This is a genomic window from Paenibacillus sp. FSL R10-2748 (assembly GCF_038005565.1).
Taxonomy (GTDB): domain Bacteria; phylum Bacillota; class Bacilli; order Paenibacillales; family Paenibacillaceae; genus Paenibacillus; species Paenibacillus polymyxa_B.
On record NZ_JBBOTK010000010.1, the window covers coordinates 76,588 to 96,506 of the forward strand.

14 protein-coding genes and 5 pseudogenes are annotated in these 19,919 nt (G+C 41.1%); 16 read left to right on the plus strand and 3 right to left on the minus strand.

The features are described 5' to 3' along the window. Positions 1-22: 22 nt before the first annotated feature. The 10 genes and pseudogenes from NSS66_RS23635 to xerS form a co-directional block, all read left to right on the plus strand. Positions 23-355: a hypothetical protein gene (locus NSS66_RS23635; protein ID WP_023988804.1), complete on the plus strand. Its 333-nt coding sequence runs from the start codon at positions 23-25 to the stop codon at positions 353-355. A 547-nt stretch (positions 356-902) separates the two neighbouring features. Then, the gene (locus NSS66_RS23640; protein ID WP_053325510.1) at positions 903-2,609 is read left to right on the plus strand and encodes a sensor histidine kinase; all 1,707 of its coding nucleotides are present in this window, start codon (positions 903-905) and stop codon (positions 2,607-2,609) included. A 2-nt stretch (positions 2,610-2,611) separates the two neighbouring features. Further along, complete coding sequence (locus NSS66_RS23645; protein ID WP_028541594.1) at positions 2,612-4,018, plus strand: response regulator transcription factor; 1,407 nt, start codon at positions 2,612-2,614, stop codon at positions 4,016-4,018. Between the two features lie 47 nt (positions 4,019-4,065). Continuing rightward, complete coding sequence (locus NSS66_RS23650) at positions 4,066-5,724, plus strand: extracellular solute-binding protein (protein ID WP_245240345.1); 1,659 nt, start codon at positions 4,066-4,068, stop codon at positions 5,722-5,724. A 324-nt stretch (positions 5,725-6,048) separates the two neighbouring features. Continuing rightward, a complete protein-coding gene (locus NSS66_RS23655; RefSeq protein WP_069079931.1) occupies positions 6,049-7,785 on the plus strand; it encodes a sugar ABC transporter substrate-binding protein in 1,737 nt (578 codons plus the stop codon). A 62-nt stretch (positions 7,786-7,847) separates the two neighbouring features. Further along, positions 7,848-8,762: an ABC transporter permease gene (locus NSS66_RS23660; RefSeq protein WP_023988799.1), complete on the plus strand. Its 915-nt coding sequence runs from the start codon at positions 7,848-7,850 to the stop codon at positions 8,760-8,762. Between the two features lie 13 nt (positions 8,763-8,775). Beyond that, positions 8,776-9,669, plus strand: coding sequence for a carbohydrate ABC transporter permease (locus NSS66_RS23665; RefSeq protein ID WP_023988798.1), 894 nt, complete (start codon positions 8,776-8,778; stop codon positions 9,667-9,669). A gap of 64 nt (positions 9,670-9,733) precedes the next feature. Continuing rightward, complete coding sequence (locus NSS66_RS23670; protein WP_340959918.1) at positions 9,734-11,371, plus strand: glycoside hydrolase family 13 protein; 1,638 nt, start codon at positions 9,734-9,736, stop codon at positions 11,369-11,371. 105 nt (positions 11,372-11,476) lie between these two features. Next, a pseudogene (locus NSS66_RS23675) lies at positions 11,477-11,656 on the plus strand (alpha-amylase family glycosyl hydrolase); the annotation flags it as partial. Between the two features lie 7 nt (positions 11,657-11,663). Continuing rightward, a pseudogene (gene xerS / locus NSS66_RS23680) lies at positions 11,664-12,413 on the plus strand (tyrosine recombinase XerS); the annotation flags it as partial. 912 nt (positions 12,414-13,325) lie between these two features. Here the strand turns inward: xerS and NSS66_RS23685 are convergent. Then, positions 13,326-13,934 carry a TetR/AcrR family transcriptional regulator gene (locus NSS66_RS23685; protein WP_279833802.1) on the minus strand — a complete coding sequence of 203 codons (609 nt, stop codon included), beginning with the start codon at positions 13,932-13,934 and terminating at the stop codon, positions 13,326-13,328. 190 nt (positions 13,935-14,124) lie between these two features. Here NSS66_RS23685 and NSS66_RS23690 point away from each other — a divergent pair, with 190 nt between their 5' ends. Next, positions 14,125-14,787 (plus strand): nitroreductase family protein, encoded by a 663-nt coding sequence (locus NSS66_RS23690; protein WP_023988794.1) that lies wholly within the window; start codon positions 14,125-14,127, stop codon positions 14,785-14,787. 801 nt (positions 14,788-15,588) lie between these two features. Here the strand turns inward: NSS66_RS23690 and NSS66_RS23695 are convergent. After that, a pseudogene (locus tag NSS66_RS23695) lies at positions 15,589-16,001 on the minus strand (Lrp/AsnC family transcriptional regulator). Between the two features lie 259 nt (positions 16,002-16,260). On the opposite strand from NSS66_RS23695, the pseudogene NSS66_RS23700 reads away from it, so the two are divergent. Continuing rightward, positions 16,261-16,761 (plus strand): annotated as a pseudogene (locus NSS66_RS23700) (MFS transporter); the annotation flags it as partial. Positions 16,762-16,935: 174 nt separating this feature from the next. Here the strand turns inward: NSS66_RS23700 and NSS66_RS23705 are convergent. Further along, positions 16,936-17,820 carry an SDR family oxidoreductase gene (locus NSS66_RS23705; RefSeq protein ID WP_340959919.1) on the minus strand — a complete coding sequence of 295 codons (885 nt, stop codon included), beginning with the start codon at positions 17,818-17,820 and terminating at the stop codon, positions 16,936-16,938. 144 nt (positions 17,821-17,964) lie between these two features. On the opposite strand from NSS66_RS23705, the gene NSS66_RS23710 reads away from it, so the two are divergent. The 4 genes and pseudogenes from NSS66_RS23710 (at position 17,965) to NSS66_RS23720 (ending at position 19,865) form a co-directional block, all read left to right on the plus strand. After that, on the plus strand, positions 17,965-18,288 hold the full coding sequence (locus tag NSS66_RS23710) for a winged helix-turn-helix transcriptional regulator (RefSeq protein WP_340959920.1): 324 nt from the start codon (positions 17,965-17,967) through the stop codon (positions 18,286-18,288). 474 nt (positions 18,289-18,762) lie between these two features. After that, positions 18,763-19,053: pseudogene (locus NSS66_RS26880) on the plus strand (hypothetical protein); the annotation flags it as partial. Continuing rightward, positions 18,962-19,312, plus strand: a complete 351-nt coding sequence (locus NSS66_RS23715) for a DUF3658 domain-containing protein (RefSeq protein WP_340959922.1) — start codon at positions 18,962-18,964, stop codon at positions 19,310-19,312. The pseudogene NSS66_RS26880 and the gene NSS66_RS23715, both read left to right, overlap by 92 nt. 121 nt (positions 19,313-19,433) lie before the next feature. Continuing rightward, on the plus strand, positions 19,434-19,865 hold the full coding sequence (locus NSS66_RS23720; RefSeq protein ID WP_340959924.1) for a DUF3888 domain-containing protein: 432 nt from the start codon (positions 19,434-19,436) through the stop codon (positions 19,863-19,865). Positions 19,866-19,919: the final 54 nt, after the last annotated feature.

Here is a 19,919-nt window from a genome sequence, read left to right on the forward strand (position 1 = left end):
GAAAGGGAAAGAGGTATGGGGAATGAATGAAATTTTAACAAGTGCGGGTCTGATCTCAATTGTGCTGGCGGTGCTGTATTCCGTTAAAAAAATATATGATTTTATCGATTTGCAGAAGGTGACACGGAAGGATCTCTATGAGAACTATGATATCTATAAAGCAGCTCAGAAGTTTGCTCTCGGTACACCCGTCGATGAGATCAGAGAAATCCTGACAAACAGCTATGAGTTAGACGATAACCAGGTTGAAGAGACAATGTTTTTGGCTCTTCCTCATCGGAACGATACCGATGGTGGTTATCTTGCCTTTATCAAGGCTGTAAATCGGGTGCTGGAACAAGAGGTTTATAGCTAAACTCCGAAAGAAGGAAAAATATGAATCGTCAGGCCGCGTTACCTGGTGTTTGCTCCCAATCTGGCCGGAGAACAATTTCTACAAGCGCTGAGTGAAGAAGAAAAATTATTTGTTGCTTTGGCATCCAATCCTGATCAACAACACCATTTGTAAGAATTAGGAGTAGAAAATGTTATTGAAAGCTTAGAAGGCTTATTCCACTTGTTGAAGACGGAGTGAGCCTTTTTTACATGCAGAAAATTCAACTACAATAAGCAATTAAAAACGGCAAGTCATATATGCAAAGAGGAAGGGAGAATAAGTTCTATAAATTCCATGAAAGCGTTTGACATATTTGAATATCAATCTATAATTATGAACAGAATTGGACCTCACTGAGATGCAAGTATCCTGATTTTTTCAATCTGAATCGGATTAAGATGTCGCCAATTTTCAAATAGGTCGCTGCCTATGAGGAATACGATAATTGATAGAGCTGTTGTTCATAAACAGCAAGCTTCATAACCAGGGGCTTGCTCTTTCATTTACCTAAGGAGAATGGGTCGGAATGACACTTAAAAAAAGAATCTTTTTATTGTTTTTTCTCAGCGCGTTTATTCCCTTTATCAGTATATTTGCAATTTCTTACTATACCATTGATTCCATTTTTGCGAATAAAATCAATGATGGAATTCGGAGCAATCTACAGCAGGTAACTTCATCACTGGAAAATTCAATTACCAACCTGAATCATGTTACTCAGCAATTATCATATAGTGGTACATTAGGAAAAAAACTGGATGAAGTCTTGAAGCCTTCCTCCAATATATTTGAATTGATTGAGGCTAGAGATGAATTAAAGAATGAGTTAAATGTCGTAACGTTTACTAATCCGAATATAGGTCTGACCTTATACTATTTCCAGAAAGAAGGCACTACACAGTTCGCTAACTTTCCCATCAAAGATCGTTTTTCTCCCGAGTCTTTGCCTGTGCTTTCCAAATCATATGGCATTGCGTACTATGGTCCCCATATGAGTATGAACCGATTTGATGATCAGCTTGTTTTATCTGCTATGCGAAAGGTACAGCTGCCTCAAAGGGACGATGTATATATTTACGTCGAATCCGGCTTTCGTCTTACACAGGATATACTGGGTTACAATCAATACAAAGGAGCTTTATCGCATTTAATCCTGAATGGTGAGGGCAACATTGTTTACAGTGAAATTCCAGAAGCGATGAAGGTCGGAGAGAATTTCTCCAGCATATCGAAAGGTACTGCAAAAGATGGAATATCCCGTGATTACCATTGGTTTAAGGAGGACTCCAGTCAGAATTGGAGCGTCATATCGGTAATTTCGCAGGCTAAGTATCAACAGGAGAAAAACCAATGGTTGCTTCAAATATTACTGGTCGCTTTATTTTTTCTCGGCTTTACCGTATTTCTGGCTTGGCTTCTGTGGAAGATGGTTTACAAACCACTAGGTCTGTTCCATTCGGAAATTAACGGAATGTCTCAGAATCCACAAAAGGCAGGAAGCCAGACCCGCACTCAAATTCCCGAGTTTGATTTTCTGTTGGGAGAATTCTCAAATATGCAGCATCAAATCGGCGACCTGTTCAAGGAAGTGCAGCAGAAAGAGAAGATTCGTGCAGATTTGGAAGTGGAAAAATTGTTATATCAGATCAATCCTCACTTTCTAATGAATACGCTGGATACTGTGCACTGGCTGGCCGTCATGAACGGACAAGGAGAGATTGACAAGTTGGTGCAATCCTTAAACAAGCTGTTGTATTACAATTTGGGTAAATTAGGGCAAGTATCCACGATGGAAGAGGAAATTGATGCGCTAAGACAGTACCTAATCCTGCAGCAAATTCGATATGACTTTGAATTTGACGTGCGTATTTCAGCGGATGATCAAGTTCTTCAAATACCTGTGCCTCGTTTTATTCTGCAACCGTTGGTTGAAAATTCACTTTATCATGGACTGAGTGACGAAGGTTTTATTCAAATTGAAGTTACACTTGCCAAAACGCTGAATATTTTAATACAGGATAATGGAGCAGGCATGACCGAGGAAGCGATTCAAAGACTTCTGAATAATCGTATAGCTGAACATAAAAAAGTAGGGATGGGCATCGGACTCAATTATGTCCACCGCATGTTGAGGGCACAGTATGGAGATCAAGCACAACTGGTGATCGAAAGTGAATTGGGTACAGGGACAAGTATACTGCTCATACTTCCTATCAAAGGAGAAGATGTCTGAGGATGATTAAGGTATTGATAGTGGATGACGATAAATTAGTACGAAAAGGAATAAGCTCCGCGATGCCGTGGAACGAGTTCAATATGGAGGTTATAGGAGAAGCAAGTAACGGGTTGAAAGCACTGGATTTTCTGAAAGCCCAACCGGTCGATCTGATGCTGACAGATCTCGCGATGCCGGTGATGTCAGGTATTGAACTGATGCGAGCTGCAAGGCAGCTCTATCCAGAACTACATATTGTTGTATTAACACTGCATCAAGATTTCGATTATATCCAGGAAGCGCTCAGACTTGGAGCCATCGACTATATAGCCAAAGTTCAGCTCGAGAAGGAGCAATTCGAACACGTGCTGCATCGAATACATACCCGGATTGACGAGCTGGCGAATACAAGACGAAAGCTGCCTCTGCTAAGTGAGACCAATGTCCATTATCGCCATGTGTATGCACTTGTTTCACTGGATCGCAAGTCAGGACAGAGCTGGCCGATTGAACTGACATCCAATGTAGACGAGATCCGATGGGAGGTTGAACGGAACAGCTGGATGTGGACGGCACCCATGGACGTAGAGGATCAGCTGTTCCATAAACTGAAGGAATCCCTGGATCAAGTTCCCCAAGTCGCCTTGCTGGTTATGTCCGATGTACAAGAGCGAACATGGTCGCAAATCCAAAACTGGATTATGAATTATACAGAAACGTCCTTATTCTATGCATACAATCCTTATGATCCTGTCATTTCCGTTTCGATGAATGTGGAGGACTCATTTCCAATAGAACCGCAGGATGAAGACATGGATCGTATTAGGCAAAGTTGGTTCCTATCACCATGGACCCACAATGACAGTTATTACAACCAACTGATTGAACAGTTCAAATCACTAAGACTGCATAAAGGCCAGCTGATGGGATTGCTATACTCTATAGTTATGGAATGGAATCACCTTTTTGCTCAGACTACGTTGGGTAGAATCTCAATGATCCATTCTTTTCAATCCTGGTACGAGGTAGAAGATTGGATCAAGCAGACCTCTGTGGGCATTCGTAAGGCAGATGAACAGACTTCGTATTCACAAGAAATTGTAGACGCCGTGAAAAAAGCGATTATGATCATGCAAAATAATTTGGACCAAGCTTTTACAGCTTCAGGTCTGTCCCAACAACTGAACATCAGCCGAAGCTATTTCAGTCAATGCTTCAAGGATTTGATGGGGAAAACCTTTAATGAGTACTCCCGATTTATACGAATAGAGAAGTCTAAAGAGTATTTATTGAATACAACCAACACGATTTTCTGGATTGCGGAGCGAGTGGGTTATACGGATGAAAAATATTTCAGCCGAATTTTTCGCGAATTGACAGGTCTGCTGCCAAGCGAATATCGACAGCTCGGCAGAGGGGATAAATAGCGTACTCTCCCAGATGACCAATAATCCGGGCGAAAGAAGGGAAAGCGATGATTAAGAAGATGGCTGCATGTGTTCTTGTCGTCAGCTTAATTACAGTGACAGTATATTTCAGCAACCCATACTTCCGGGAATCGCCAATGGGACCAACGAAAACAATCTCGGACACTGCCGTTGCCGATCCATTGGGGAAATATGAATATCCCGTTTCCATCCGACTGGGATATGTGGTAGATCCAACAGGCGCGGATCTCTCTGGAGGAGAAACACTTGAGAAGAATATATGGAAAACGATGATTAAACAAAACCTTAACATTGATGTCCAGGTATTATGGCAGGTGTCGAAGGAAAATCTGAGTCAGAAAATCGATCTGGCTATCGCCAGCAATGATCTGCCGGATGCCATGATTGTAAATCAGCTGCAGCTGAACGAGATGATCAAGGCTGGAGAAATTGAAGACCTAACCGAGGCATACAATAGTAGCGCATCACCGGAAATAAAAAAAATTATTGATAGCACAAACGGATTGGCTATGGAACAAGTGACCTTCGATGGCAAGATGATGGCTGTTCCTTCTGTGACAGCGGAAGACTTCAGCATGCTCTGGATTCGACAGGATTGGCTGGACCGTCTTGGACTGAAGCCGCCGAAAACGGTAGATGATCTGGAAGCTATCGCCAAGGCCTTTGTAGAGAATGACCCAGATGGAAACAGTAAGCGGGATACGATTGGCCTTGCTTCAAGCACTGGACTGTATAACGATTTCAACAACAGTGCTTTTTCTTTTGATCTAACCCCAATCTTCGCAGCATATGGATCTTTCCCGGGATATTGGCTGAGCAAAGATGGAAAACCTGTATACGGTTCGGTTCTACCGGAAACGAAGGAGGCCTTGGTCAAACTGCGTGAAATGTACGCCAAAGGCCTTCTCGATCCAGAACTGGGTATCCGCAAAGAAGCGGAAGAAACAGTTATTAACGGTCAGGCGGGGATGTTCTTTCAAGGTTTTTATGCTGGGTACTGGCCCCTTCCGAGCGCTTGGCAGAACGAGCCGGAGGCGAACTGGCAAGCATACGCACTCCCGCTGGATGCAAACGGAGCATACCATGTGAAGGTGGATAATCCGTCAAGTTCATTCTTGGTGGTACGAAAAGGATATGCTCATCCCGAAGCGATCATTAAAATTAACAATCTGTACCTTCGTGATGAGTTCAAGTACGGTACGCGTTTTATGCTGGGCCGCAATTTCTTTGCTCCGGCAGATGAAGCACGATATGAATCGAAGGCAGCGCAGGATATTCTGATGGGAACCAAAACACCCGCCGATTTCAAGGACAAGTCTGAATACAAATTGCTGGAAAACTTAGTTTCGACAATAAAACAAACCAAATTGAAGCCTTATGATCAATATGGTATTTCCTATTGGAATGAACACAGCGACAGCTTTATGCGGGGTTATTCGCTTCTTGTAGGCGGAAGAAATTTTTTCGATCCAAACATCCATAAAGTTCAAAGCCTTACATATATACGAACTCCAACGATGGAGAAGGCTTGGGGTGAACTATCAAAACTGGAACATGATACATTTTTAAAAATTATTTTAGGCGCTGAACCGATCGATTCATTTGATCAATTTGTCGAGGAATGGAAGGAACAAGGGGGTGATCAAGTGACTGTGGAGGTGACTGCACACCATAATCATCGCTGAAGACCATTATGAATGTGATACGATAAATTCTATAAGACACTCTTAAAATTCCATTAATCAAGCCGACGATTCCTATTTCAGGAGCTGCCGGTTTTTTTTGTTCTTCACTTTGATTAGTAAGTAAGGATAGACAAATGTATGTCGGTAAGTAGGATAAATGCTTACAAGCCAACTATGGCTTCATGATCCCGAATGAAACCGTATACATTTCTCTATCCAAACAGACGTTCAATCCCTATCTCGATTTGTCTTCTCCGAGTCTTATAATGAAAGCGCAAACAACAATGATAGAGAAATATTCAAAACGAAGGGGAATCGAATGTGATGAGAACTAAATGGTTCATAAAAAGAAACATGTTGACGAGACGTCTGGCCGTGTTGTCGATGTCTGCCCTGATGATTTCAACCCTTGCAGCCTGTGGGGGTTCCTCCAACCCTCCCACTGCGGAGGAAGCGGGCAAGTATGAGGTAACACCGGGAGACCCATTCAGTGCCTATAAAGACGAAATAACCGTAACGATGGGTCGTGTGACTACAGCCAACCCGAAACTGCCGGCTGGAGATACGTATGAGAACAACGCGTATACTCGGCTGGTCAAAGAAACATTTAACGCTCAGATTAAAGACCAATTTGAAGCCAACGGAGAAGATTACAGCCGTCAGGTTTCTCTCGCCATCGCCTCTGGGGAACTGCCTGACATGATGCGTGTCGATTCCAAGGATGAACTCAAAGAACTGGTTGATAATGATCTGATTGAAGATATGACGGAAATTTACAAGCAGTATGCCACAGATAACATCAAGAACATTTACGAATCTTATGAGGGCCGTGCATTAGATAATGCGACGATAGATGGACGTTTAATGGGACTTCCGGCTACTTCCCTAGATTCCGCGCCAACCATGGTCTGGGTTCGTCAGGATTGGCTGGATTTACTGGGTATCCAACTTGACGCAGACGGAGACGGGGCCATCAAGCTGGATGATGTGGAGAAAACGGCCAAGGAATTCCTGAAAAGAGATCCTGGCCAATCCGGGAAACCGGTAGGTATTCCCTTTGTGAACACCCTTAATACAAGTGACTATAATGGTTCCGCCTATACCATGCTGGGAGTTGCCTCCACCAAGGGTGCATTCCCTCAATACTGGATGAAGGGAAAGGATGGCAGCATTGTTTATGGCTCGACAACAAAGGAAACCAAGCAGATGTTAGGCGTCATGGCAGATTGGTTCAAGAGAGGCATCATCGACCCGCAATTTGGAACACGCACATTTGATGATATTACGGCACTGTACACCAACGGCCAAAGCGGTATTGCTTTTGGACCATGGCATATTCCCGACTGGGGTCTGAGCAGCGTGAAGCAGATGGATAAGAATGCGAAATTCACGGCTTACACTTTGGAGGATGCAGACGGAAAGGTAAACGTGGCACACGCCAATCCAGCCAATCAGTTTATCGTTGTGAGAAAAGGATATGAACACCCGGAACTCGCCGTTAAAATAGTAAACCTTTTCTACGATAAACTGGCAAATGATAAAAATGTGGAAACATCTATGCCAGAAGCCGCCAAGTATCAAGAGAACGGCGTAGACGGTTCTACCAGACCTTTTAATATTGAAGTCAACTCGGCTACCTCGCTGCTGGATGATTACTCTGACGTTGTTCGCGGGATTAAAGGGGAGATTAGTCTGGATCAGGTCCGGACAACCGAATCAAAGAACAATATTGAAAGTATCCAAACCTACTTGAGCGATATGGATACGGATAACGTAACAGCCTGGGCGAAATATCACTCGCGTATCAACGGAGTGGGACTCATCGACAAACTGACACGGGAAAACAAATTCGTCTGGATGACACCCGCTTTCTCTGGCACTACACCAAGCATGAAACAGACATGGGCTAATCTGACCAAGATGGAGCAGGAATCTTTCATCAAAATCGTGACTGGTGCAGAATCTCTGGATTACTTCGATACTTTCGTTAGCAATTGGAAGAAACAAGGTGGTGACCAGGTAATTCAGGAAATTGAAGACGAGGCTGCATCCGAAAAATAAACAATCATGAACTGCTAGAAGGGCCGCGATAAGCAGCCTTTCTTCAGGAAAGGGGTCCATCCATGAAACAGGGAAATGATAGAGCAAAAGTTCGGTTGGGCACGGGTGCCATGTATCATATGATGATGCTTCCGGGAATTTTATTTTTACTGGTATTCAGCTATGTTCCGATGGTCGGTGTCATTACGGCGTTTCAGGATTATATACCAGCCAAGGGGATGTTTGGCTCCAAATTTGTAGGGCTGAAGCATTTTATTTATATGTTTAAGCTGCCGGACATCGCACAGGTTTTTAGTAATACGTTGGTGATTGCCATTGCCAAGATTCTATTGGGAACAATGATGGCTATCATTTTTTCCATTTTGTTAAATGAGATCCGCATCAAATTCGTTAAAAAATCCGTACAGACAATTGTTTATCTGCCACACTTTCTATCCTGGGTAGTTCTAGCATCCGTGGTTGTTAACATGTTCAGTTTGGATGGAATTGTGAATCAAATTTTGGCTTTTTTCGGTCTGGAGAATATTAATTTTCTCGGCAGCAACACCTGGTTCCAGCCGCTGATTATTGGGACAGACGTGTGGAAGGAGTTCGGTTACAGTTCCATCGTCTATTTGGCTGCAATTACTTCGATTGATCCGGGTCTGTATGAAGCGGCAGGAATGGATGGAGCCAGCTGGTGGAGAAAAGTATGGCATATTACATTGCCAGGTATGCTGCCTATTATCCTGCTCATGGGAGTGATGAGTCTGACCAATATTTTGAGTGCCGGCTTCGATCAAATTTATAATCTGTATAATCCGGTTGTCTATGAGTCGGGAGATATTCTGGATACTTATGTATATCGGATTGGACTCGTTGGGCGACAGTATAGCTTCGGTACGGCTGTTGGCCTGTTCAAGTCAGTGATCGGTATTGTTTTGCTATTGTCCGCCAACCATTTGGCCAAGAAATACACCGACCGAAAAATATTCTAAGGAGGCAAAGCCTATGTCATATTCTGTAAGCCTAAAAGATCGAATTGGCCGGTTTGTCATCAATGCCATCGTCATATTGCTGGCATTGATCTGCCTTCTTCCGTTATGGAATATCGTTGCGATTTCATTCAGCAGCAGCGAGGCCGTGTCAGCTAATGCTGTAGGTCTCGTACCGGTCAATTTTACAACAGCAGCGTATACGAAAATTATCGATGATGCTCAGTTCTGGCGTTCCTTTGGCATATCTGTTCTACGTGTTGTGCTCACACTTATTCTCAACATGATTCTTATTATTTTAATGGCATACCCGCTCTCCAAGTCGAAAAGGGAATTTAGGGGCAGAAACATTTATATGAATGTTATGATTTTTGCCATGTTGTTCAGCGGCGGGATGATCCCGAGTTATCTACTGATCAAAAACCTCGATATGCTTAATACAATTTGGTCGCTTGTTCTACCGGGAGCTGTCCCTATATTCAGTGTCATCCTTGTCATGAACTTCTTCTCTGCTGTACCTAAGGCGCTAGAAGAAGCAGCATTCATCGATGGGGCGAATCCGCTCCAGGTTCTGTTCAAAGTGTATGTTCCCGTGTCCATCCCTGCGCTGGCGACGGTAGCACTATTCAGTATCGTGGGAACGTGGAATGATTTTTTTAGCGGTTTGATCTATATGACCCAAGTCAGCAATTATCCGCTAATGACTTATATTCAGTCCCTTAACGTGAATATTGCCGAACTTCTTCAATCCGGCACCAACTCAGCACAACTCAGCAACCTGACTGAAATATCAAACAAAAATCTAAATGCTGCCAAAATCGTAGTCGCTGTCATCCCGCTACTGCTGATTTATCCGCTGCTTCAAAAATATTTTGTGACTGGAATTGTTGTAGGATCGGTAAAAGAGTAATTGTATGATGCGACTTGATTAAGATAAAAACACTATGCGTCTATTGGAAAGGTTGTAATGAACAATGGAAAATAAAAATTGGTGGAAAGAAATCGTTGTATACCAGATATATCCACGGAGCTTTCAAGATAGTAATGGTGATGGAATCGGCGATTTGAAAGGAATTGTTTCCCGTCTGGACTATTTGCAGCAACTCGGTGTCGGTGCGATTTGGCTATCACCAGTTTGTAAATCCCCTCAGGATGATTTCGGTTATGATATTTCGGACTATCGGGATATTGATCCGATGTTCGGGTCTTTGGATGATATGGGGATGTTAATTCATGAAGCTGGGAAACGTGACATTCGAATCATAATGGATTTGGTGTTGAACCATACTTCCGATGAGCACCCATGGTTTCAAGAAGCAAAAAAAAGTAAAGAAAATCCGTACCATGACTATTATGTCTGGAGAGATGGCGTTGAAGGAATGCCACCAAACGACTTGGGTTCCATCTTTGGTGGTTCAGCTTGGGAATGGGTACCCGAGATAGGACAATATTATTTACATCTTTTTTCTGTAAAACAGCCGGATCTCAACTGGGAAAACCCAAAAGTCCGACAAGAGATTTACGAAATGATCAATTGGTGGATAGGCAAGGGTGTAGGCGGTTTTCGGCTTGACGTAATTGACTTAATCGGAAAAGAGCCAGATTTGAAAATTACCAGCAACGGGCCGAATCTGCATAAGTATATCAGGGAACTCAGCAAGGAGACGTTTCAAAAAGCAGGAGACCTGCTGACGGTTGGAGAAACATGGGGCGCTACGCCAGAGATCGCCAAATTGTATAGCAACCCGGACGGCAGTGAGTTTTCAATGGTATTTCAATTTGAACATATTAGTTTGGACGAACAAGAGGGGAAAGGGAAGTGGGATCTTAAGCCTCTAGATTTTCAAGAATTAAAAAAAGTGTTATCTAAATGGCAGACAGAGCTGAAGGGGGATGCCTGGAACAGTTTGTTTTGGAATAATCACGACTTACCCCGAATCGTTTCTCGTTGGGGAGATGACGGAGAATACAGGATAGAATCGGCTAAAATGTTGGCAACCCTTCTTCATGGCATGCGAGGCACACCATACATTTATCAGGGGGAAGAATTAGGAATGACGAATGTTCAATATCCAATTGAAGACTATCGGGATATTGAGTTACTAAATTTCTACAAAGATAGAATTGAGAAAGGATACCCTGAAGATAAAGTTATGGAGTCAGTCTTTGCAAAGGGGCGTGATAACGCTCGAACACCAATGCAGTGGGACGCTTCCGACAACGCTGGTTTTACATTAGGGAACCCTTGGATTAAAGTAAACCCGAATTATAAGGATATCCATGCACAAGAAAGTTTAAATAACCCTGAATCCATATTCCATTATTATCGGAAACTAATCCGATTAAGGAAAGATCATGAAGTGATCATATATGGGGATTATGAGCTGATGTATCCCGAGAATAAAGATTTGTTCGCATACACTCGAACGCTGAAAGGAACCAAACTACTTGTAGTATGTAATTTTCAAAAATACACAACCCATCTCCCACTTCAGAAAGAGCTGGCAGAGACTAAACAGCTGCTAATATCCAATTATCCAAATAACATGTCTGATATAGAAATGCGTCCTTATGAAGCGAGGATGTACCTTATCGATACACTCAATAAATGAAAATGAATATCGTACAAAAGTGTATGATCAATAAATTTCTAATCTTAACTGGTTGAAAAATATTTATGAATTGAATTTAGAATAAGGGAAAAAGGATCAAGCAATATGAAAAGGGCATGGTGGAAAGAAGCTGTGGCTTATCAAATTTTTTATGGACTCCAATGGGGATGGCATTGGTGATATAAAGAGGATGATTCCTTTCATAGTCGAGGTATGAAAGGAATCATGGATTTGTTGATCAATCACACAAGCGACGAACACCCGTGGTTTATCGAATCAATATCTCTTCGCTAGATTTGATTACTTACAGAATAAAGCTGAGACAAGTGACCTAAAGCCATATATCCAGCGCAATGTTATGGCCAAAATGGATTTAAATGTAGTTAAAGAAAGCCAAGAAACCATTGCCAATCGTATGGATGGGAAAATTCTCAGGGAAGACGATTTTGAGTCATTTAGGCAGTTTATATCTCATGATTTCGGAGAAATCAATAAAGAGAATAAACGTATTTTCAATTTCCATCAGTTTAATCGTGAACGGGATACAGCCATTGTTTCCCTCATTTTAGGATCTGGTCTTAGGCTCTCTGAGGTAGCAGGTATTAACATTGAAGATCTGGATATAAATAAAGCTTTAGTGCGTGTTATACGCAAAGGTAATAAAGAACAATATGTATATTTCAGCAAGCAAGCGTTACTGGATTTAGAAAATTATCTGCAGATCAGAGAATCTAGATATATCCCAGAAAAAAACGAACCTTTTTTGTTTATTGCAGCTCCCATAGGTCGTAAAGGAAAAAGCAGACGCTTAACTCAGCGATCCATAGAGAAACTGATCGAAAAATATGCTACAGCTTTTGGAAAACCAGCTTTAACCGTGCATTCTCTGAGACATTCATTTGCAACGCGTTATCACCTGGAGAATAATGATGTACCTAGATTAAAAAATCAATTAGGGCATTCATCCATTCAAACAACAATGATTTATACTCATTTAACTGATGAAGAGATGAAGAATGCAGTGAATAATATGGATAAGTAATGTAAACCTCGAAAGAAATCAAAAGTAGTTTTATAACTACTTGTAATGATATTTTACTGAAACAAGAGAATGAACATGAAAATGTGACAACAAGTTTACCCCTCAGTAGGAAAATGACAACAAGTTTATCCCTTTCAAAGAAAATGGTATCAGAAATATGATATTCAAAAATGCTTTAGGCTTATTCCAACAGAAGTCATATAAGAAATGGGATAAACTTGTTGTCACTGAACATCGGATGATAAAAACATTATCTCATTAATTGCTGCGGAAATCGCGGCTTTTTTATTTTATGAGATAAAGTTCTTGTCAAAACCAAATGACAAGAACTTTATCTCATCACCGATTTTGACAAGAATATTATCCCATTTCCAACAAACCAATTCGGGTTATTGTACCATTTCACGATAGGAGCACCCCTTGAGTCACGGGCTTGATCGTTCACAGCCGAAAGTGGAAGATCTATAATCTTAGGATCATCATCGGAAGTATTGAGAAGCACATAGACGAATTGAAGACTTTATACATTTTTACAATAAGATACGTGCCTGTTATCTTCTGTCGCAATTTCTATTTTAGCGGCTTTTTTATGTTATCGGTACAAGTTCTTGTCCCGAGCCAAGGACAAGAACATGTTCCGATTGCCGATTTGATGATGATCTAAACAGATAACTTACAGTCCACTATTCACCACAACACACAAACTGATGTTCATTCGAAGGTCATGTTTGATTTTCGTGTGTAAAACTGGGTGGAGAGTTGGCTATTTCTGATGAGACGAGCGAATACAGGTGGGTTCCAAAGGAAAATGTTCAATTCAGTAAGCCCATTAATATACGGGTGAAACCTTCTTCCAAGATGAGCCACTATACAATCCAACGTTTGCTTTCTTCAGGCACAACAGGCTTGGTTTCATCTGAACGGGCAGGATAGAGCAATAGCGTCTTTGGCTCCGTTCATCATTAAGGGCATAGCCTGTTTAACAAATGATTCCGCACTTATTGGGCACCCCTCATTGTTCCAAACGTAAGCAGCCCCATACATCCCCCAACTTAACATGATAGAAGCTGTATTTATTAAGAAGTGCGCGTTTGGACTCGATGGCATCTTATCTTTGTCTATAAAGGAAAGAAGTATCGTTTGAATTTTTTCCTTTATTTGAATTTCGAATACAAGTCCAAGCGATGTATACCTTCTTTTGCACATCGTGCTTAGACCCTTGTGAAAATCGCACACACCCAGAAAAATACTCTGAATTGTTTCTTCATTTAGAACTTCGTGCCCGTTTATTCTACGATTTATGATTGTCATAAATGATTCCATTAGTTTGGCCTCAAGAATTTCGAATTTATCTACAAAGTGCGCATAAAAAGTCGCTCTGTTAACAGTAGCCCGCTCTGCAATATCCCTAACGGTTATCGATTCAAAGTCTTTTTCTTGAATTAATGAAGCAAAAGCGTCTTGAAGGAGTCGCCGTGTACGTATCACACGAGGATCAGCTTCATTCTTTTTAATGGTCATCGTTAAGATCTCCCCTAATAAAACGACATTATAGAAATGGTGTTGTCTATACAACGGTTTATGGTTATTGATGATTGCGTACCATTCGGTTGGTATTATAACATATAAATACAACAAGTGTTGTTCAAACTACTAATGTTGTATTGAAACAAAATGCAGAATGCTGCTTTTCCAAAAGGAGGAGAGAACCATGTCGGTTTCACAACCGTCACTAACGATGGAGCACCAACTTTTTTTTGATGTTATTGGAGAACGCCGGTCAGTTCGTAGCTATGATCCCGAGATCAAGATTTCGCGGGAGGAATTGACCGAAATATTGCGGCAAGCCACGCTCGCTCCTTCAGCCGCTAACCTGCAGCCGTGGCGTTTTCTAGTTATCGACTCGCCGGAGCTGAAGCAGAAGCTGCTTCCGATCGCATTCACTCAACAGCAAGTGGTCGAGGCTTCGGCTGTCATTGCGCTACTCGGAGATTTGGAGTGTTATAAATCGGCCGAGAAAATCTACGGAATGGCGGTCGATGCGGGTTACATGCCTGCAGAGACGGCTAAATCGTTCGTGGAACGCTATACCGGGATGTATTCGAGCATGCCGCCCGAGGCCATCCGCGAAAAAGTTTATACCGACGGCGGGCTAGTATCGATGCAACTCATGCTTGTCGCCCGCGCTAAAGGCTACGACACGGTATCGATGGGCGGCTACAACAAACAAAAGTTCATGGAAGCGTTCCGGATATCAGAACGCTACGTTCCGATTATGCTGATCGCCATCGGCAAGGCGGCGAAGCCCGGTCATCCGACGGTGAGGCTGGCAGTTGATGATGTAGCTTTCTTTAACGAAATGCCTAGAGAATAACAAAATGAAAAAGACTTGGCGCCCGCATAATCAACGGCCAGCAGAGACTTGAGGGATACCATCGTTAATTTCAATTCTTGTTTTGCTCGATTGCTCGGGACGGTAGTACAAAAAGATACCAGCTTGAAGCGCTCGCAAAGATTGAACAGCAGATGCTAATGTTGTAATCGTTCCTTTCGAATAACAACGAAGTTATTGGTGGTATTCAGCTTACAATTAATTATTCCGAGGTTTTCGAGATTAGGTACAACATGAGGTTAAATTGAGGGTGTTCGTGTAGACAGGATTATTATGGCAAAGGAATTGGAGAGTCCCCATTTTGTTATACTATTAATGAGGCTAAAACAATGGGTTACGAAATAATCTAACTGACAACCATACACACCGTAAAGATGCTACAGATTCAATAAACGACTTGGATTTGTTGCTAGTCAAGATAGTATGAAATTCACTCAGTAATTAGTTCATACAACTAACGCGAAACGTTAGTTGTACAACAGTATGGAGCAGTTTTGCCAGTTGGCAGCTGCTCCATTTTTATTAAGCTAACCAGGTTAGCGCAGCCAAAATATTCAAAATAAGATGCAGTTCACTGGCTAGTTATTAACTGCAAGTTTTCATTCACGTTTAGCAATTTAAACAATAAATGAACACTTCTTCTACGACGCAACGAGCTAGGAATTGTCGCGAGTATCAAATAGATTATGTAAGAAACTCCGAAAATCCTAGATATTCAAGGGTTTTCGGCACTGGATAAAACATGTTTCGTTATTCCTTCGAATAGGTATTTCTAATATTTTTTTAAAGTTTATTAATTACAATCGATAACTTATAATTAACATGTTTGTTTAAATTTTCAAAAACTGGTCTAACACCTTATTAGACTGAAATCTACATTCCAAAAGGTAACAACCATCACCACTTATTTTGTAGTTATTCAACACAAAATTTTCTTGTTCTTTTATAAGCGCAAGATAAGGCTGATGGGATGTGCTTTTTGTATAAATAGTAATCCAGGCATGTACCCAACAAACGAGTTCATTCTGATTCACTTGGATTGTATATCTTTCAATAACTCCTCTATCCTCTAGTTTTGCCACTCTAGCTGCTGCTGCTGGACCAGTCAAGTGAACCTTTCTGCCTAATTCCTTCATGGTAATTCGACTGTTTATTGAAAGTTCATCTATGATAAGTTTATCAGTGGAATCTAACATCTATCTGTATCCTTTCCAATATGAAGTTCATTGTTTGGAAGACTTAGGTGTCTCTGCTTTTAATGATTATACACAATATAAACTAACTTTAAATGAAAGAAAAGAGTTCGAAACGTAACGATACACGAATAATTATTGTGGAACGAGTAATGAAGTTTGATAATAACGAGATCATGTCCTTAAATTTAGTTTGCCCACATCAATTGAAATTATCATTAATGTGATTGTAGCCTTTACCACTTAATGAATGTATAAACCACATAAAACGGTATTCAGCTTGTTTTCTGATGAGAAGTTTGGTTTTACTCCCAAGGATATTGCAAGCATCATCACAATAAGTTCAATTGTAGCTGTAATTATTCAAATTTTATTGTTTGGTAAATTAGTAAACAAATTAGGCGAAAAAATGGTGATTCAGCTTTGCCTAATCATGGGTTCGGTTTTAGCTTTCATATCTACTATTGTCACTAGCTACACATCAGTCTTAATTGTAACTTATTTTATTTTTTTAGCGTTTGATTTGTTACGACCTGCCTTAACTACCTTTTTATCTAAAACTGCTGGTAAACAGCAAGGTTTTGTGGCAGGTATGAACTCCACTTACACTGGCTTGGGGAATTTTTTTGGCCCAGCATTGGGTGGTATTCTATTTGATATTAATATTCACTACCCTTACCTTTTTGCAGGAATAGTTCTGATCATTGGTTTAGGACTTACAGTATTATGGAAAGGAAAATCTAATCAAGCCTCACTCCGATAAGAAGTGTTTTTAAGGGTGGAACCGCCAAGTGGAAGGTCGTGGAGTATAGTCCTGAGACAACATAAAGTAGGGTGACTGACAAAATAATCTCTCAGGGAATGTACTATAGCACATTCCCTGAGAGATTAAAGTATTATTGAAACGAATTCTAAAGCGATGTTACTGGATCTACTCTTAAGAACCAAAAATTGTTTTTACATGCGGTTGTTGCAACCAATCCTTCAGCGAGGTCAGTGGGAGATCAGGGACAACCACACGATCTTTCACGTCATAATAGTTCAGGGAATCGATATTAGCTCCGATCCAACGATAGAAGCCTCCAATACCATCTGCTTGGTCTGCCCCCATTACTGGAGAGAGAGCTGTTTCAAAATCATCATAGTTCAAGAAATTGAAGGTTATATCTTGTCCCAACCCTTGTGTAAAACGCTCGCCCAGTTCTGCACCAGTAAGTGCTTCCGGACCTGGAGCTAACAGCACTTGTCCTGCCAGCTCAGGATGGGTTAACGCATAATAATGATATTGCGCTGCGTCTTCAGAGCTGATCCATGGGATCGGTTTATCTGCTGGTACAGGGTAAAAAAGCATCCCATTATTGATCAGTCCTGGAATCAAGAAGTTCTCCATATAGAGTGTGGGTTTTACCAAAATAGTTGGAATACCGCTTTGTTGTACGTACTCAATCAATTCTCGTTTAACATCCAACGTTTTGGTATCGGTTGGCTGTTCAGGTAAAAAGCCATTCGAATTCACAACGATCAATTTAACGTGCGCTTGTCGAGCAGCTTCAACGGCATTCGTAATTTGTTTCTTCATTAATGCTGTGTCATACTCGATTGGCATATTCAAGAAGACTTTATCAACACCGTTGTTAACTTCATTCAGCGTTTCTGGTACAGACAGATCACCAACAAATGCCTCTATACCTTGCTCTTTTAAAGCCGCTACGTTTTTCTCATGACGTGTAATGGTGCGAACAGCTACCCCTTTGGAAGTTAACAATCTTGCTACGGCCCCACCTTGTACCCCTGACGCTCCATAGACTAATATCGTTTCCATATATACAACAGCTCCTTATAGTTACATTCATTTGTTCGTTATCGAACTAAATGTTATATTTATAATAACTAACTCACAAACTTTATGTAAGTACGCACATTCGGGATATCAGGTATCTCCCGTGATACTTTTGGAGGTAAACTTATGGAGATCGAACCACTAGAAAATTGCAGTCCTTGTCCGGTCGAATATGCAGTCAATGCAATCGGCGGCAAGTGGAAAATTCTGATTTTATACCATTTATTGAATAAAGATATTATACGGTTTAACGAACTACAAAAATCGCTCTCCACGGTGACGCATCGTACACTTACGCGTCAATTGCGTGAGCTTGAAGAAGGTGGGCTAGTGAACCGCGTTGCTTATGCTGAAATGCCTCCTCGTGTCGAATACTCACTAACAGATAAAGGACATAGTCTCACCCCGATTTTATTGCAATTGCAAAACTGGGGTCTACAACATATGTAAGCAACTTGAATACAAGCAAAGGTGAGTCGGTATTATTCATACTCATATCAGAATTAAACTGATATTTAAAAAATGCCCCCACAATGATCGAATACATCATTGTGGGGGCATTTTTTATTCAAATCATGTATGAACAAAGCTTTTTACTGGAATAAAAAAACAGGTTCACGAATTGTCTACAATTAAGCCATATTGTCTCCCTCGAATAGCTCAGCAGAGCCATTCAGCTATTATAAATCTGAGGTTATGCTTTATTTAAATGTAGAATCTTGTTCTGTAGTTCATTTGATACAGAGGGGTGACGTGTGAATAAAATAGATGAAGCGGCTAGTGGCGGACAAGCCATTCATATTTGGTTGACGGAAAACGATGGGGGATTTCAGCTATGACCCAGAGCATCTGCTTGTTAAAATGGTAGAGGCAGTAAAGAATATTCCAGAAAATAAAACCATTGTCATTTAGTGCGCGGATAACGCACATGATCAAACAGGCTTACGTTTCGTATTGCATTTGTTGAGAGATCGAAAACAGCCAGTTAATGTTGTCAATGTGACAGAGCTCTTTAATACTACTGGGCTTCGTAACAAAGAAGGATTTAATCCCTATTTTAGTGGTTTAATCGATCGAGAGCATTTTCAGGTAATCGTAAAAAAGTATTATGAAGGTGTTCCTCTTGATCCTAACCAAAGAAGAAGGTATGAATCAGAATGGTATGCTCTCGGATGTAAATCATGTGCTCCGTTTGTGGAAAGAAGATTCTGTTAAAGGTACTGATGAATCTGCTCTGGACGAAGTGATAATAAGGTCAGTCATTGAACTAGAGCAAGAACAAGATGAGAATGGGTTTATCAAGGCGGTGAGTGTTGTCGCGAGAGTATTTGATACGTCGCACCAACTCGTAGGGTATTCATTTATTACCAATAGAATATGGATCTTAGTTAACCAAGGAGTTTTAAAGTTTAGTGGACTGCCAAGGGCCTTGTATCAGTTCTCTGTTAAACTTGGCACCCATAGGTTGAGCTAACGGAAAACGATAGCACTATGACAATAGGCAGCCGAAATCATTGGCTGCCTATTTAGCTAACGGGCAGGTTAGTTTAGAAGTCGTATGGGAAGATTATTAAAAAAACTAAGGGGCGATCTCCATGCGACGCGGTGTAATGACATGTGCTCTGATCATAATTTGTTTTTTGGCATCAATTCAAACAGCTTACGCTAAAACGAATCCAGACCCATATAGGGTCATACTTACCTTGTTAACGCCCGAGATACAAGAACAATTAGATATTTATTACAAGGATAAACTGAATGAAAAACCTACGTTTGCTCCATTTCTTGATCCATTGAACGTATTGGTTGGATATCAAGATTCCCATATCATCGTTAATGTAACAGTATCACCTTATATCGGTCCACATCTTGATGTTGGAACTGACTTTATTTCCTTCATGATTGACAATATGGGAACGGTAGAAGTAATCGGGTTTGAGCATCTTAAGGATTTTGAGCTGCCCCCCAATTGGAACCACATTATTAAGAATGAGAAAGGTGTAGGCAAAACTAACGAGGAACGATAGCTCAATTCAGACATGACTGCAGCCGGCCAAACGATCGGCTGATCTTTTCATTAC